A 15,594-nucleotide genomic window follows, 5' to 3' on the forward strand; every position below is an offset into this window, starting at 1 on the left:
GTTTACCCCTAAATTGCGTGGTGGAACTATACCCGCGTATCCACGCTTTTTCCCTGAAGCTGCACGATCATCTTGGCCACGCGTATGACGGCGTCGCTGGGGACCGTGCGCAATACGTCGCCGGTTTCGTTGTCGATAATGGACACCACCACGCGTTGGGCTTCGGGGTCGACATCGAAGCGCATGCCGGTCGACCAGGCTTTCAGATTGCTGTTGAGCATTTCCAGCGCTTTTTCCAGGGGAGCCGAGCCGTCGGGTTGCTGCCCATCTTGCCGATTCAGCGTACCGCCTGTCGCGTTGCCGCTGTCCGTGGCCTCGCTGGCCGCCGTGACCTGAACCGCCGGTTCAGGCAGCGATACGGGGCGTTCGGGCTGGCTGGAGGGCAAGCCATAGGTGGCGGCAGCGGCGCCGGGAGTGATCGGGTTGACCATGACGGGGGGCTCCTGGAAATTATTATTGGGTGGACGCAAGCGCTCTACAGATGTCTATAACGGCATGGCTGGAAAAAACTTTAATTCAGCGAATAGACAATAAAATGGCGTGCTGATCGAACCTACTCATAGGGCAGAAGCGGGACACAATAGCGAATCTGAAAGTCCGTTCTATTGATCCCGCATGCCTAGCTCCGAAGACCTCCTTGTCGGACAGTACGCTCCTCTGGTCCGCCGCCTGGCCCTGCAGCTGGTTGCCCGGTTGCCCGCCAGCGTCGAACTCGATGACCTGATGCAGGCCGGCATGATGGGTCTGCTGGATGCCGTGCGGCGCTATCAGCAAACGGCCGATGCCCAGTTCGAAACCTATGCCGTTACCCGTATCCGGGGCGCCATGCTGGATGAGCTGCGCAGCCAGGACTGGCTACCGCGTAGCGTGCGCAGCAAGGCCAAAAGCATCGAAGAAACCCTGCACAGGCTGAATCATCGTCTGATGCGCCCGGCCACCGAGGCTGAAATTGCCGAAGAAATGGGCTTGCCGCTGCCTGAGTACCAGACCTTGCTGGAAGAAGCGCGCGGCGTGCAGGTAATCCATTACGAAGACTTGGCCAGGCGCGACGAAGATGCCAATCCGATGTTCGAGCGCGCCCAGGTTCACGATGCGGCGGAGCAGCCGGTGCATTGGGCCAATCCCTTAAGGCATTTGATGTCCAAGGGGCTGCGCCACGCCTTGGCTGGCGCCATACAGGGCCTGCCCGAGCGCGAGCAGCTGCTGCTGTCCCTGCAGTTCGAGCAGGACCTGAACCAGAAAGAGATCGGCGCCGTCATGGGCATTACCGAGGGCAGGGTGTCGCAGTTGCGATCCCAGGCCGTGGCACGCATACGCGCCTCGCTGGCCCATAACGACTGGCACGAAAGTCCCGGCGAAGAAGAGTTCCAGGCTTTGCTATAGGCGCGCATACGCGCCGCCAACCCCCATTTCATTCATGACCGGCATCAATGGTGTTGTGCTTTCTTAAAGATGTATTTAATATGTATCTTAATGGTTTTTATTTTTCAAAACATGTCTCGTAGGGAAGCATCATGGATATAGATCGTTTCAAGCACCAGCACGTCGAAATACTGCAAGGTATTGCCAGCTTGCGCAAGCTGGCCCATGCCGGCATCCAGGAAAATGCCCACAATATTGCGCGGCAGATCGTGGCGCTTAGCAATATCGTCAAACTGCATTTGGCGATTGAGGACCGCATCCTGTACCCGGCCCTTCAGCAGGCCAGCAATTCCCGCTTGGCGCAAATGGGCCAGGCCTACCAAGACGACATGAAAGGCATTGCCAACGCGTACATCGCTTTTTCACGCCGCTGGAGTTCCGCCGCCGCCGTGGCGGGGCAGGCGGAACAATTCCGTATCGAAGCCAATTCCGTGCTTAAAGTCGTCCATGCGCGCATGCAAAAGGAAAATACCGAGTTCTACCCGGCAATTGAAACGCTATAGGGGGTATTTACCGCTTTCTTCCGCACTTTGCCGACAGGCCTGGCTGCCTACAATCCACACTAGGGAAAACCCGAGACTAGCACTCATTATTGGAGCGTGGCATGAATTGGTTGGCCAATCTGACAGTTAAAACCAAACTGATCGGCGGATTTTTGATTGTGGCGTTCATCGCCGGGATTATTGGCGTAGTGGGCCTGTATTCGCTGCAGCAAGTCCATCGGATGGCCGAGCAAATGTACGGACGTGAAATCGTCGGCATGCGTGCCGCCGCGGATGCGCGAGGCAGCGTTATTGCGGTTGGCCGCGACATACGCAGTGCGATCGTGGCCGAGCCGCAGCATCGTCAGGCTTATATCGACGCGGTAAAAAGCGACTTTTCTGTTATTTACACCAATTTTGATCGGCTGAAAGGCCTTTTCGTCACGGAATCCGGCCTGGCTACAGTGGGTCAGGCTCGGTCCAATGTCGAGGCCTATGAAAAAGCCGTCAACAGCGTCATCGGGACGCTGAGCTCCCAGGCGGCCGATAGCGCTGAGCAGGCCCGGCTATTGCTAACGTCTCAAGCGGCCCCGTTGGGTGATAAGGCGGTGGACGGCATGTATCAACTGGTTGATCGCAAACAGAGCGATTCCAGCGCGCTGGATCAGCGAATTAAGCGGGTTTATGACAGTGCCAGCCTGACCATGATAGGGCTGACCGCTGTGGGCGTGATCATTGCATTTTTGCTGGGCTGGCTGATTACCCGAAGCCTGACGCGTCAGTTGGGCGGCGAGCCGGGCGCGGCTGCCAGGGTAGCCAATGCCATCGCCCGTGGGGACCTGAGCGGCCGCATCGACACCTCCCGCGCCAATGACGGCAGCGTGATCCACGCCATGAGCGTGATGCAGGCCGCCCTGCGCAACATCGTCAGCTCGGTTCGGGCCAGCAGCGACAGCATTGCCACTGGTTCCGGCCAGATCTCTTACGGCAATGCCGATCTGTCGCAGCGTACCGAAGAGCAGGCCGCCAACCTGACCGAAACCGCCGCCGCCATGGAAGAGCTGTCCAGCACGGTCAAAAGCAACGCCGACGTCGCCCAGCAGGCGGCGCACCTGGCGCAGGCCGCCAGCGGCGCCGCCGTCAAGGGAGGCGAAGTGGTGGGCGAGGTGGTGCAGACCATGGACGAAATCAATACTTCGTCCAAGAAGATCGTCGACATCATCGCCGTGATCGACAGCATTGCCTTCCAAACCAATATCCTGGCGCTGAATGCCGCCGTCGAGGCCGCCCGGGCGGGCGAGCAAGGGCGCGGCTTTGCCGTCGTGGCCAGCGAGGTGCGCAGCCTGGCCCAGAAAAGCGCGGCGGCCGCCAAGGACATCAAGCTGTTGATCGACGAAAGCGTATCTCGGGCTCAGGCCGGCAGCCAGATGGTCGATGCCGCGGGTGAAGCCATGACCGGAATTGTGACCCAGGTACAGCGCGTGACCGACCTGATCAGCGAAATCAGCGCCGCCACCAATGAGCAGACCACCGGGATTGCGCAGGTGAACGACGCCGTCCTGCAACTGAGCGACGTGACCCAGCAGAATGCCGCCTTGGTCGAGCAATCAGCCTCCGCGTCCAGCAGCCTGAACGAGCAAGCCAAGGCCTTGGTGGAAGTGGTCAGCATCTTCAAGCTGGGGCAGGAAGAAGCCCGGCTGAAACAGCGGGATGCGCGCGACGCCAAAGACAGTCGGCCTGTTGCAGCGCTTGCCCGGCCGTCGGCCGCCCCTGACCAGGCCAAGACACCGGCTAAAACCGCCTCGCCGGCGCAGATTCCCGCCGCCGCGCAACAGGTGTCCGCACCCACGCCCACGCCTTCCAGGCAGGCCCTGACCATGGGCAAGCCCGCGCCGGTGCGTGAGGAAGAGTGGGAAGAGTTCTAAGCAGCGGTTCGTAGCGCGCTTTGCTTACGGCGGCAGGCGGCCAATTCGGGCACGTGATTGGGCGTCAGTCCGACCTTTGGGCCGCTGTTGCTCAAAGCAGATATTACTGATGTAGCTTGGTGTACTCAAGAACAGATGGAATACGCCGCGGTAACCAGACCCCTTCGGGACGAACGGCCTCCCATCCAAGACAAGCGAGCCAGATGGCGCGGGGGATAGGTTTTTCGCCATTCCGATAGTAAATCAGCATCCGGCGAGAAATGCCCAAGGCCTTGGCCCCCTCGTCCAGTGAAAGCTGATTATCGTGAAGCCAATTCCATATGCGCTCATGGCCTATGCCGCCATTCTGTTCAATAGCAAGGTTACGCAGATTATCGGCCGCTAAATCCGGTCCATCGTTGGCCCATTCTACGTATTGCCCGCCCACACCCAACCTGGCGCTGGCAAAGACGCTTGGATCCTTAAGCGGCGCCAGCGCTTTCGTATTCTCGATCCAGGCACGAAGGTCAACCGCGACGGCAAGCCCGTCGGCATAATCAAGGTGTAGACGATATCTGGGCAGCGTCTGCATCTTTGTGAGTTGGAAGTGTCTTTTGCTCATTGTTGGAGCTCCCGGAACTTGGCAGTCAGTGCAATGCGATGGGTGCGTGCCCATTCCAGAACTTCGGCAATTTCGCGCGCGGCAAGCCTGCCGTGAATAATCTGGGTGGTGTCAATTGGCGTGTATATATTAGTGCAATGGTTGCACTTTTTCAAGGATGAAAGCACCGTTTTGGCGTCATACTGAGCACAAGGCGCGTGCACGGTCACTATAGGCAGCGATCACTTGCGGATGAAGCGCGTGTGTAGGATTTTGTCCGTACGCAGAAATACAGCGGGCCGAGCAACTGCGTTTTAAACCTGTCATATATTCTTCAAGAAGTTGCGGTATGGTCTAACTTGCTTACCCAAACAGCCCTGAAGAACATGAAAGTCACCGTATTCGGTATAGGTTATGTCGGCTTGACGCAAGGCGCGGTACTGGCCGAAGTCGGCCACGACGTCGTGTGTGTGGATATTGATGCGGGCAAGGTCGAGCAGCTCAAGCAGGGCAATATTCCCATTTACGAGCCCGGCCTGGGCCGCCTGGTCAAGGAAAACCATGCCGCCGGGCGGCTGAACTTCACCACGGATGCCGCCGCCGGCGTGCACCATGGCGACGTCCAGTTCATCGCCGTCGGCACGCCGCCGGACGAAGACGGCTCGGCCGACCTGAAATACGTGTTGGCGGTGGCGCAAACCATTGCGCAGCATATGGAAGCGCATCGCATCGTCATCGACAAATCCACGGTGCCGGTGGGGACTGCCGATAAGGTCGCTGCATGCATGACCAAAGCCCTGGGCCAACGCGGCCGTCCCGACCTGACCTTCGACGTCGTATCCAACCCCGAATTCCTGAAAGAAGGCTCCGCCGTGGGCGACTGCATGCGGCCCGACCGCATCATCATCGGCACCCGCAGCAGCCAGACCGAAGACACCATGCGCGAGCTGTATGCGCCGTTCAACCGCAATCACGAAAAAATCATCGTGATGGACGTACGCAGCGCCGAGCTGACCAAATACGCTGCCAACTGCATGCTGGCCACCAAGATCAGCTTCATGAATGAAATGGCCAACCTGGCGGAGAAGTTGGGCGCCGACATCGAAATGGTGCGCCAGGGGATCGGGTCGGACCCGCGCATCGGCTACGACTTCATCTACGCGGGCGCCGGCTACGGCGGCTCATGCTTCCCCAAAGATATCCAGGCCTTGATACGTACGGCTGACGGCATTGCCTTCGACGCCCGGATACTGAAAGCCGTCGAGGCGCGCAACAACGAACAGAAAACCGTGCTGTTCAAGAAAATAGAGCAACATTTCGAAGGCTGCCTGCAGGGCAAGACCATGGCGCTGTGGGGCCTGAGCTTCAAGCCCAATACCGACGACATGCGTGAAGCGCCCAGCCGAGTGCTGATGGAGGCCCTGTGGAACGCGGGCGTCAAGGTGCAGGCCTATGATCCCGAAGCCATGGAAGAAGCGCAGCGCCTGTACGGCACGCGCGACGAAATGACCTTGTGCGGCACCAAGGAAGCCGCCCTGAAAGGCGCCGACGCGCTCGTCATCGTGACCGATTGGCAGGCCTTCAAGGCGCCTGATTTCGACTATATAAAGCAACGCCTGAACCAGCCCGTGGTGTTCGACGGCCGCAATCTGTTCGAACCCGCGCGGATGGAAAGGCGGGGTATTACGTATTATTCGATAGGGCGGTAACGGTTGCGTGGCTAAGCTGCCTGCCGATCTGGCAGGCGTACGTCCACCGAAATTTCAGAAAAAGGGGCAAACACGCGCCCTTGCGCATCTTTTTCGATGGTTTGCCATTCGATCAACCGCTCTACATCGTTATAGACATTCTTGTAATCACGGGACAGTTGCCGGGCCAGTTCTGCAATCGATATAGGACCATATTGACGCAAAGCCGCCAATAGTTCCCACCGGCGTGGCGTAAATACGGCAAACAGTTGCCCGACGTCGGAGAATCCAATACTGAAGTACGGGTCAGTTGTGTTCCCCTGATCCAGTGCTTTAAGCGTGCTGGAGAATTGCTCAAGCGCAATTTTTGGGTTCTCGCCAACCTTTACGTGCAAAGTTCGGTCATTCATGGCTCCACCCTTTCAATGTCCACTAAAAAATCCGCAATGAGTTGCTCTGGATTTGTAAACTGATACGCTAGTTGTCTTAGACCGATGTGTTTATGGTCGCCTTTACCACGTTCGTTGTCATACCCAACAACGCGTTCCCCCTGAACAATGTAGGCTAAGCGATATTTATAGTGGTGTGGTGAAGCTGGAATCGGTTGCGGCAGCTGCCACACTACCATTTCAATAAAGCCATGCTTGTAAGCGATACGGCTACGATGGACTAAGACGGCGCTCATCGTAGAGGTGGACAACTAAAAAATATGGTCTTTGATGCCATAATACCTTCCGTCCAGCAAATCTTCAATGTATGTCTAGATGCTGATCGGTAGGATTTTTCGGGAAGGCTTAGTCCAGTGTGGTTTCCCGAGGGGCAGTAAATAACGGATTCCAGGTAGAACACCCCAAAGGTTGGATTAATGTCCAACTTTTGGGATGCAGTTCACGTTGGGCGGTCTGCAAAATACACTAGCCCAGGCCGTCCAGCCCAGGGTAGCGCTTGTCCTTTTCAGATAGAACAGGACATGATGTTGGCCATTTAATATTCAATATCGGGCAGTTCCACGCCAGTCCCGCTTCATCGTCCGGGCGGTAATAGTCGGTGCATTTATAGACAAAATCGGCGCTATCGCTGATGACGCAAAATCCATGCGCATAGCCCGGAGGTATCCATACCTGGCGGTGGTTTTCTTCAGTCAGCTCTACGGCCACATGCCGGCCAAAAGTGGCGGACGCGGGATTGATGTCGACCGCCACGTCAAGTACCGCGCCCCGCAGCACGCTGATCAGCTTGCCTTGCGGGTGTTCTTTCTGGAAATGCAGTCCACGCAGGACGCCTTTTCCGGATCGCGAGTAGTTATCCTGGACGAAGGGCAAGGCAATGCCCGCCTCGTCCCGGTAGCGCTGCGCGCTGAAGGTTTCCATGAACAGGCCGCGAGAGTCGCCAAATACGGCCGGCTCAATAATCAGGACGCCGGGTAATGGGGTGGGCGTAACGTTCATTTATCCGTGTCCGTCAACCAGTTTCAACAGGTATTGACCATAGCCGGTCTTGGATAGCGCCTGGCCCTGGGCCAGTACCTGTTCCACGCTAAGCCAGCCATTGTGATAGGCAATTTCTTCCAGGCAAGCCACTTTCAGCCCTTGCCGTTGTTCTATGGTCTGGACAAACGTGCCGGCATCCAGAAGGCTTTCATGCGTACCTGTATCCAGCCAGGCAAACCCGCGTCCCAGCAGGCTCACGTTCAGGTCGCCTCGTTCCAGGTAAGCATTGTTGACATCTGTGATTTCTAGTTCGCCGCGCGCCGACGGCTTGATTCGGCGGGCAATGTCGATGACGTCGTTGTCATAAAAGTATAGGCCAGTGACCGCATAGCTGGATTTGGGGCAGGCCGGCTTTTCTTCGATGGATACCGCCTTGCCCGCCTTGTTGAATTCCACCACGCCAAACCGTTGGGGGTCGTTGACGTGATACCCAAACACCGTTGCGCCGCTGCTGCGTTGCGCCGCTTCGCGCAGCATGCCGCTGAAACCGTAACCATAGAAGATATTGTCGCCCAGCACCAGGCTGACGCTGCTATCGCCAATAAAGTCCGCCCCGATCAGGAAGGCCTGGGCCAAACCGTCGGGCGAGGGCTGCTCGGCATAGCTCAGCGATACGCCGAAGTCGGCGCCATCGCCCAGCAGCTTGCGGAAGTTGGGCAGGTCTTCGGGGGTGGAAATGACCAAAATCTCGCGTATGCCGGCCAGCATCAATACGGACAAGGGGTAGTAAACCATCGGCTTGTCGTAGATAGGCAGCAGTTGCTTGGAAATGCCCCGGGTGATGGGATGCAGGCGGGTTCCGGAGCCTCCTGCGAGGATGATGCCTTTCATGGGAATGACGCGGTGCCTTAGCTGCTGTTGATCGTAGCGGAAAGTATAGCCAGGATATGACGAGAGCAATTGTGGGAGTAAAGGGGATATTGCTGCTTTGATGTATATACAGCCGCCACCTTTGGAAAGTCGGCAGGCGTTTGCGAAAGCAGGTTTCTTTGAATGCTGCTACTCGCGAGTCGGACCTGATGGCCCCTTCCGGAAACCGTTTTCAGCATCTTCAAGGCCGTCTGTCTGTATGGTGCGCTATTCGGGTAAGCAGGCAATATTGGCTTGTTTTTAGCTGGGAAGATGGCGTTGCCCATGCGCATTCATAGAAATACCTTAAGTCGTTTCGATTTGATCTGACAGCATGGCCTGCCAAAGGCGAGGTTACCCGGTTTGATAGAGGTGCGGATACTTATCAACCAGCGCGAAAGCGCCAGAGTAACCTCATGAATAGTGCTCCCCGTAGCGTGATCAAATACAAGGTGGGTCTTTCGGAGCTACGGGCAAGGGAGATGCCTTTCTGCGAGAGCAGCCAGATCCTGGATGTAGTAGAGGAAATCATTCATAGGCCAACAGGTCCGATTCGCTGTCTATTTCTCCCCAGCTTCCCTGGTAAGGGATGGCCTCAATGGGAATTTTGCCTGCCTGAATGATGCTCTGCAAGATTCCGGTCATGTGTATCTGGTCTCTGCCCACCTGAGCTAGTTTGCTCCGGACGGATTGAATTTCGGACCATCCCAGTGGAGTGAGCCGCAGCAGTCCCATGTATTGTCCCTGAATTACTTCTATCGCATTTGGCTTGTTGCCAATTTCGGCCAATGTACCGTTCTCATGCAGTCGGAACGTCTCCGCATCCGACAGGGGGTCCTGGAAACGCCGTTCCCAGATATTTTGCCAGTTAGGATCGTAGGTAATAGCCAGGTCGGCTTGCGATGCACATAGCAGGGATACGGCTTCCCGCTCGTAGAAAATGTCAGAATAGCTGACAATGCAGGGCTCTTGTGACAGCCAGGCGTGAGCGCAAGCAAGCGACGAAACCATATTGGTGTCCGCCCAGCGCACATTGTGAAATTCAGTGAGGACTCGGCCGGTAAGCATGTCGCTACGATAGCCGGTGACAATACCGATATCGTAGATGCCGGCGGCATGCAAGGCTTCGATCTGGTGTTCAAGGAGTGTGCGACCGCGAAACTCCACAAGACATTTTGGTCGGGCGTCAGTCATGCGTTTCATGCGGCTGCCGCGTCCTGCGGCCAGGATGAGTGCTTTCATAGGAATAGACTCCGGATTCTCAGCTTGTCGGTTGTATCAAAGGGGGCAGGTTCCCGCTCCGGGTGCCACATCCAGGCTTCCCAAGGCATATGCCGGCTTCGGATTGCCTCAATCTCGCCGGCCTGGGTGTATGCCAATGCCTCGAATCCTTCAGGACAGACCTCTGGAGCGTAGGTGTGGAAGCTGTTCACTTCCTTGATGATGGTTCCGGTAACCGGATGTCGTGTGCCGGCATGTCCCGCGACGGGAATCAGTGCGCACCCTGCATAATGGGCCATGATCTGCATGCCCCTGCAGACGCCCAGAACGGGCAGGTCTTCCTGCTTTGCCCAGTCCAGCAAGTCCCATTCGGTTTCATCCCGTAGCGGTGTGGCGTCAAGATCATCGCCGCCCGTCAGGATCAAACGATTGATTCCCCAGCTTTGGCAGTACTCGCGAATTCGTCCTTTACCCAGGTTGGGCAGAAACAGCCATGCCACCTCCGGCAGTGCGGCGGCGAGGAATGCTGCCCAGTCATGGGCGATCGCGTCTCGCGGTTCCCGATAACTCTGCGCCGATGTGATACGCATCGTCACGCCCAGGCGTATGGGCTTAGTTGGCCTCAATGGGTCGGAGAATTTTTCCCGCACAGTTCAGCTCCACATGATGAGCGTTGGACACTCGACGATAGATCTGCTCACCGCAGCCGATAGCCGCAGGCAGGCCCAATTCCGCGCAGCGCACTGCCATGTGCGAGTTTGCTCCGCCGTATTGCGTGATCAAGGCGCCGGGCGCTTTGGTGAATATCCAGTCAAACCCGGGATCCGCATTTTCGATGCAGACGATCCGGCCCTGGATCTGGATAGTGGAGGGTGTGTTGGCGGTCAGCTTCACTACCGCTCCTGTTGCGGTTCCCAATCCGATGAAATTCGGGACGCTGCGATTCAGTGTGGCCACATGGATGTCGCTTGAACTGAAGATGATATGGCTCAGGCGCATGGCATGAGCTGCGTCCAGCGAACGGCGAGCATGGTCCGCCAAGTCCAGATAGTGTCGATCCATGTCGTCCATGATCGCTTGATACTGCGATTGCTGGATCGAGCTCCAGCTTAGGAAAGAGAGGTCGTCCCTGGACAAGCCATGTGCTCCCCCCCAGCGGATGATGGCGGAAAGCGCATCGGACAGGCATTTTGTGAAGATGAACTTGACTTGCTCCCGGCCAGCTATCGCCTTGGCGGCATAGTCGAACAGGGCTGGCGCGTCGATGCCGGTCAGTCCTGTGGCGGACAGAAGTTCATTGAGTGCCTGGGTTTCCGCGGGCGTGGGGTCGAAGTCGCCCGGTTGAGCAATGGGCGTCCAGTCGCTCATATCGGTGAATAGGTCATCGCGTTCATCGTAGCGTAATGAGGTGATCTCATAGGTCCCCGGGCGCAAGTGCCCGTATCGGCGAAGGAACTCGGCTGGAGTTATGCGGCCCGTCCCTGCGTGTTGATAGTCCTCCAGCAGTTTGCGGGTGACCGTTTCGATACTGCGCTTGAACAGCGCAAGCCTGTCTTCTGACAATGCGCCCCGGTGAACCGCGGAACGCAGGAGTGTTTCGGCGATGAACCCATGGCGTGCCGCAATGGCAAAAGGCCTTGTGCCCGATTCCGTGCAACGATCGAGCAGATGGGTGGCGCAGTCTATATCAGAGCCGATAGGCCGTTCCCGGGAAATTTCCTCGTCCAGCCGCGCAGCGTCGCGCAGTGCGCATTCCAGCGTATTGTCTGGCGCGAGCCGAATATTATCGAGTGTCAATTGGCGCAGTGATTCGCGGTACCGGGCTAGATCGGTGGGAGACAGAAGGCCAGGGTAGCGCTCGGGAAATGTTGCGTCGAAGCAGAAGTCCAGGCAAGTGGGAACGATCTCAAACTCGATCTTGTCATGGAACTCCGGGTGCTGTTCGAGGCGTTGCAGCCAAGCATTGACGAGCCGGCTTCCCAGCTCATCGGATAGTGATGCTGGCAGAAAGGAATTGAAGCTATTGCGTACGTCGATATAGGGATGGTGGTTGATGGTCACCATCAGGTCGGCCGGACCTGTATCCCGGTAGCCCATCTGTGCACGTGACAAGCTCCAGATGCGTTCTGTGATGAGGTATCGGTATAGAGATGCCGCCAATGGCCTTGGGGTCGTGCCGATAATCTCCGCGGGATTCCAATCGGGCATGACGGCCAGTATGGTCCGATCACCCAGAATTCCGGCCATCGGGCGTGATGTCTGTTCGACGAAACGTTCGACCTGGGTTAATTGGCGGTGAACCCGGCGTTCCGTAACGGGGTGCCAGTTGCGGGCGAGGGCGATGCGGCGCACCTGGAACAGGCATGCCATGCCCTGGCTATCCAGGCCGAATTCGATATCCAGCGCGGCACAGTGGCAAACTTGCTCGAGTTCGCGCGCAAGCCGCAAGATAGCCGCGATCCGGTCCGAACGCACCAGGTGTTCCGGACATCTGCGGTGCACATACAGGCTTTTATGTACTCCGCTTCCACCGGTTACGGCATCGGTCCGGCCGCTTTCGTCATCGTAATCGATGCAGAAATAGGGCGCCCCGTGAACCATGTCGTATGTCATGATCACGCCGCTGAGCACAATATCCGATGCCATGGCCTGTACCAGTACCTGGTCCCTCGGATTCCCGGTCATGGATAGCACAACCCGCTGAATTGCGGTGCGCAGTGCGCCTGGTTCGCCCGAGTCAACATCCAGGATGCTAAGGAAGGCGCCGGCCATCGATGAAGTGGCCGCATCCTCCGATAGCGCGCTCGACCTTACGGCAACCGTCTGTGTGCCGAATTTTTCCTGGATGGCGTCCAGTATCCTGTCGGGTTCCGACAACCATTTTTCACAGGGAAAATACAGCAGCTCGCCTATGGTGGCTGACTGGATCCTGCCTGTCAGGTTGCTCAAGGTTTCCGCCTTCGTCCCGAACGTAAAGCTGGAGCTCGTCTGGATGGCCTCAGTCATTGCCATGCTCCGGCAAGCCCAGGATGGCGAGATGCTTCAAAACCGGATGAATCACGAAATATGTCGCGCCTTCGTCAGGGCTCTGGGCCTGTGGCTGACGAAATGAACCGCTTGCTGCGTAGTCGTGCAGCAGGCGGACCAGGCAGTCAGCCCTGATTGAGGCGTCGTACCTGCGGTCGATATCGATCTCCCTGGTCGGATCCGGATAGGCCTGGTGGCTCAGAATTCCGCCTGTATCGATATTCTCATCCAGGAAGATAGCCGTCACCGAAGGCTGCTCTTTGTTCAACAAGGCGTAGTAGACGGTGGTGCTGCCCCGGTAGCCGGGAATATGGCCGGCATGCAGGTGCAGGAACTGGGCTCCCAGGCCCAAGGCTTCGCGAGAGACGATCTGTCCGCCCGCACCCGAATAAATGAGCGTCTTGGGATGCAGCCGCTGAACGGCTTCGAGCGCCGCGCTGTCGTTCACGCTGGCGGCCGGGGTGGTATGCGCAGGAATCCCCGCCCGCCGGCAGGTGGCGGCGACGGACTCGGCCAGATCCACAAGCTGCACGTTTCTCCATGTCCTTGGGGAGGGCAGTGCCTTGGAGGATGATGCTGCATGGTCACCCAGCAACAGGACGAATTCCGGATGTAGGCCGCAGGCTGCCAGCGCCTGGATGTAGGCCTGGGACCTGGCGGTGGCTGCGGCAATCATGCCTATTCCCTTCAGTACGACAGGAGGGCGCAGCGGCTGCGGCAGGGCCGGCATCGCATGGCTCCTTGCAGTTCTAGGCGGGCGGGCGGCTATCTGGTCGACCAGATGCCGCTCCTGTCCAAGGACGGCCTTCAGCCTCGCACTACCTGATCTGCCTGTTGCGATTCCCGTGGCCGTCAGCGTGTCAACGCACTTCAGCAGGCCGTTCAAATAGCGCAGGTCGCCGGTGCTTGCGGCAGCAAGGCACAGAACCTCGGCGAGCAGAAGGTAGCGCTCCGTTCCATGGTAGCGGCTTGTGTCGAGGGGTTTCCAGCTGCTTGAATATCCATCATGCAGTCTCTTGGAAACCTCAAACCGCTGCAGGAGGTGGTCCAGTGTCTGGTAGTCGCTGGCCGAGGCAGAGGCGCCTGCCAATTGCTTCTTCAAGTGTACAAGCTGTCCCGCGACGGGGGCGCAGTCATCCGGCATGGCGGATCCGCTGTCTGTTCCGCAGGCGGCAGCAAGAGCTGCCGCGCGCTGCTGGCGCCAGGATTGCAGGAAGGCCTGGCCTTCGTAGGAGGTGTAGAAGTAAGTATTCCGGTTTTCCAGCAAGTCGCCGGATGCGTAACGATAGGAGGGAATGCCGCTCATGATGACTTCCATAGGCCGGCCAGCATGAGCGCCCGTTCCGCCAGTGCGGGAATGTCTGCGGAATCGTTCGAGGAGTCGATAACCAGGTCTGCTCCCGTGGGCCGTTCGAATGGTATGTGTACGCCCACGACGTTGGTCGTTTTTCCAGCGTCGGCGGCGGCGTACAGGCCCTTGACGTCGCGCTGCCGCAAGGCCTGCATCGGGGCATCCATGAATATCTCGAAATAGCGGCTGAAGCGCGTCCGATTGTTCAGCCGCATATCAGCGAAGATGGATAATATGCAGCAGACGACATGAATACCCTGGCGATCCAGCATTTCACACAGGGCAGTGATGCGCTCGGCATTGATGCGTCTGCCTTCCACGGTGTAGGGATTATTGCCCTGGTCGAAAGCAAATATCTGTCGCATCGTATCGCCGTCCAGCAGGACGGTGTTGGGATGGCGTGCCTGTAGTTGGCGGGCGATTTCGGTGCCCAAGGTCGTTTTTCCGGAGCCCGAGAGTCCGATCAGCCAAATCACCATCAGTTAGACTTCCTATTTGCCATGATATGGTCCATATGCATCAGGGAATGTGCCGCAACCTGGGCCGAGAACCCGAAGTAGGGCGCAAAATACTTGCCCCGCAGTTGGGCGCGGATGCTTCGATGTTCACCCCACAAGGCTTCATCATTGAATACGTCCGGCAGCCTGCCGGAATTGGCCTCGACGTGGGTGAAGTAACGGCGCAATGCGACGTCTGGCGATTCCTCGCCGGTGAGCTCATCCTCGTTGGCGCCGGGCACATCCAGCAGTACGAACTTTTTGTCCGTATACAGCGCCGCCAGGGGCGGGCCGCCGTAGTCGAACAGCATGTAGTCGGCCAATTGATACAGCGGCAGATTGTCGGTGTGATCCGTGATCAGCGCCGTCAGTGGTTGGCGTGCAAGTGCTTCAACGCGCTCCGGCTCGGATTCCGGCATGAGGGGGTGGACCTTGACAATGATGTTGTACCTCCCGGCCAGCGCACCTATCTCCTCATCGAAATGTCCCACTGAAGACAGGGTCTTCCAGGTTGGCAGCCAGACGATAGTCTGTTTCGCAGGATCGCAGCCGTATCTGGCTCCCAGGGTTGTCAGGTCCGGAGTGTCGTTGAAGTAGCGGTCGAACCGGGGATAGCCCATTTGTATGATGGTGGAATCGCAGACCTTGGAAAGCGCTTGGGCATGAAAGGGCCCGAAACAGAGGATGGCGTCGTAGGCCTGGTTCCAGGAAGAGAGATTCCATCCGGACTTTCCCGCAGCATACATGAAGCGGACGTTGTGCTGAGCCAGTTGACGGACCAAGGGCGGCTTGTATCTGCCCGCCTTTGGATGGTTGGAGACAAGATAGCGGTATTGCCTTCCCAGGCTGATGGCTTCGTCGGCGGAAAGGACTGGGGCGCCCCATCCGGTAGTGGCTTCCTTGGCGTTTTCGGCCGGCACGTCGACCAGTACTATTTCGAAACTGCCGGCGGGCAATAGATCCCAGACCGGGCCAAAGTGGTTGATGAGTTCCAAGGAATGGAGCAGGAACCCAAAAGAAGGTTCGCGGGAAATGATGTTCATGCGCATTCCTGTGAGGGGC

General features: G+C 57.8%; 17 protein-coding genes. 5 read left to right on the forward strand and 12 right to left on the reverse strand.

The annotated features are described in order from the left end of the window. Nucleotides 1–26: 26 nt before the first annotated feature. On the reverse strand, nt 27–431 hold the full coding sequence (locus RE432_RS11945) for a flagellar protein FlaG (protein WP_310933636.1): 405 nt from the start codon (nt 429–431) through the stop codon (nt 27–29). A gap of 184 nt (nt 432–615) precedes the next feature. On the opposite strand from RE432_RS11945, the gene RE432_RS11950 reads away from it, so the two are divergent. The 3 genes from RE432_RS11950 to RE432_RS11960 all read left to right on the forward strand — a co-directional run bounded on the left by RE432_RS11950 (nt 616) and on the right by RE432_RS11960 (nt 3,829). Continuing rightward, complete coding sequence (locus tag RE432_RS11950; RefSeq protein ID WP_310933637.1) at nt 616–1,383, forward strand: RNA polymerase sigma factor FliA; 768 nt, start codon at nt 616–618, stop codon at nt 1,381–1,383. 131 nt (nt 1,384–1,514) lie between these two features. Then, nucleotides 1,515–1,925, forward strand: coding sequence for a hemerythrin domain-containing protein (locus RE432_RS11955; RefSeq protein WP_310933638.1), 411 nt, complete (start codon nt 1,515–1,517; stop codon nt 1,923–1,925). A gap of 101 nt (nt 1,926–2,026) precedes the next feature. Beyond that, on the forward strand, nt 2,027–3,829 hold the full coding sequence (locus tag RE432_RS11960) for a methyl-accepting chemotaxis protein (RefSeq protein WP_310933639.1): 1,803 nt from the start codon (nt 2,027–2,029) through the stop codon (nt 3,827–3,829). A gap of 103 nt (nt 3,830–3,932) precedes the next feature. On the opposite strand, the gene RE432_RS11965 is transcribed toward RE432_RS11960, so the two are convergent. Next, entirely contained in the window at nt 3,933–4,430 is a 498-nt protein-coding gene (locus tag RE432_RS11965; RefSeq protein WP_310933640.1) for a DUF2442 domain-containing protein, read from the reverse strand. A gap of 365 nt (nt 4,431–4,795) precedes the next feature. Here RE432_RS11965 and RE432_RS11970 point away from each other — a divergent pair, with 365 nt between their 5' ends. Continuing rightward, nucleotides 4,796–6,118 (forward strand): UDP-glucose/GDP-mannose dehydrogenase family protein, encoded by a 1,323-nt coding sequence (locus RE432_RS11970; protein WP_310933641.1) that lies wholly within the window; start codon nt 4,796–4,798, stop codon nt 6,116–6,118. An 11-nt stretch (nt 6,119–6,129) separates the two neighbouring features. Here RE432_RS11970 and RE432_RS11975 read toward each other — a convergent pair whose 3' ends face one another. The 4 genes from RE432_RS11975 to rfbA form a co-directional block, all read right to left on the reverse strand. Then, nucleotides 6,130–6,507 (reverse strand): hypothetical protein, encoded by a 378-nt coding sequence (locus RE432_RS11975; RefSeq protein ID WP_310933642.1) that lies wholly within the window; start codon nt 6,505–6,507, stop codon nt 6,130–6,132. After that, nucleotides 6,504–6,782 (reverse strand): DUF6516 family protein, encoded by a 279-nt coding sequence (locus RE432_RS11980; RefSeq protein WP_310933643.1) that lies wholly within the window; start codon nt 6,780–6,782, stop codon nt 6,504–6,506. Before RE432_RS11980 ends, RE432_RS11975 begins: the two co-directional genes overlap by 4 nt. Before the next feature lie 229 nt (nt 6,783–7,011). Beyond that, a complete protein-coding gene (gene rfbC, locus RE432_RS11985) occupies nt 7,012–7,545 on the reverse strand; it encodes a dTDP-4-dehydrorhamnose 3,5-epimerase (protein WP_310933644.1) in 534 nt (177 codons plus the stop codon). Beyond that, complete coding sequence (gene rfbA / locus RE432_RS11990; RefSeq protein ID WP_310933645.1) at nt 7,546–8,418, reverse strand: glucose-1-phosphate thymidylyltransferase RfbA; 873 nt, start codon at nt 8,416–8,418, stop codon at nt 7,546–7,548. A gap of 140 nt (nt 8,419–8,558) precedes the next feature. On the opposite strand from rfbA, the gene RE432_RS19630 reads away from it, so the two are divergent. After that, complete coding sequence (locus tag RE432_RS19630) at nt 8,559–8,735, forward strand: type II toxin-antitoxin system RelE/ParE family toxin (RefSeq protein ID WP_409079848.1); 177 nt, start codon at nt 8,559–8,561, stop codon at nt 8,733–8,735. Between the two features lie 229 nt (nt 8,736–8,964). Here the strand turns inward: RE432_RS19630 and RE432_RS11995 are convergent, their stop codons facing one another. From RE432_RS11995 to RE432_RS12020, 6 genes are read right to left on the reverse strand one after another with little or no spacing between them, the layout of a single operon-like run. Beyond that, entirely contained in the window at nt 8,965–9,678 is a 714-nt protein-coding gene (locus RE432_RS11995; RefSeq protein WP_310933646.1) for a phosphocholine cytidylyltransferase family protein, read from the reverse strand. After that, nucleotides 9,675–10,247 carry a gamma-glutamyl-gamma-aminobutyrate hydrolase family protein gene (locus tag RE432_RS12000; protein WP_310933647.1) on the reverse strand — a complete coding sequence of 191 codons (573 nt, stop codon included), beginning with the start codon at nt 10,245–10,247 and terminating at the stop codon, nt 9,675–9,677. The genes RE432_RS11995 and RE432_RS12000 overlap by 4 nt, the downstream gene beginning before the upstream one ends. Before the next feature lie 22 nt (nt 10,248–10,269). After that, nucleotides 10,270–12,663 carry a PEP/pyruvate-binding domain-containing protein gene (locus RE432_RS12005; protein WP_310933648.1) on the reverse strand — a complete coding sequence of 798 codons (2,394 nt, stop codon included), beginning with the start codon at nt 12,661–12,663 and terminating at the stop codon, nt 10,270–10,272. Beyond that, on the reverse strand, nt 12,656–13,990 hold the full coding sequence (locus tag RE432_RS12010) for a hypothetical protein (RefSeq protein ID WP_310933649.1): 1,335 nt from the start codon (nt 13,988–13,990) through the stop codon (nt 12,656–12,658). The genes RE432_RS12005 and RE432_RS12010 overlap by 8 nt, the downstream gene beginning before the upstream one ends. Continuing rightward, entirely contained in the window at nt 13,987–14,514 is a 528-nt protein-coding gene (locus RE432_RS12015) for an adenylyl-sulfate kinase (RefSeq protein ID WP_310933650.1), read from the reverse strand. The genes RE432_RS12010 and RE432_RS12015 overlap by 4 nt, the downstream gene beginning before the upstream one ends. Beyond that, nucleotides 14,514–15,575: a CDP-glycerol glycerophosphotransferase family protein gene (locus tag RE432_RS12020; protein ID WP_310933651.1), complete on the reverse strand. Its 1,062-nt coding sequence runs from the start codon at nt 15,573–15,575 to the stop codon at nt 14,514–14,516. Before RE432_RS12020 ends, RE432_RS12015 begins: the two co-directional genes overlap by 1 nt. Nucleotides 15,576–15,594 lie beyond the last annotated feature (19 nt).

Origin of the sequence: Pusillimonas sp. SM2304 (assembly GCF_031628915.1) — a bacterium.
Taxonomy (GTDB): Bacteria; Pseudomonadota; Gammaproteobacteria; order Burkholderiales; family Burkholderiaceae_B; genus Pusillimonas_C.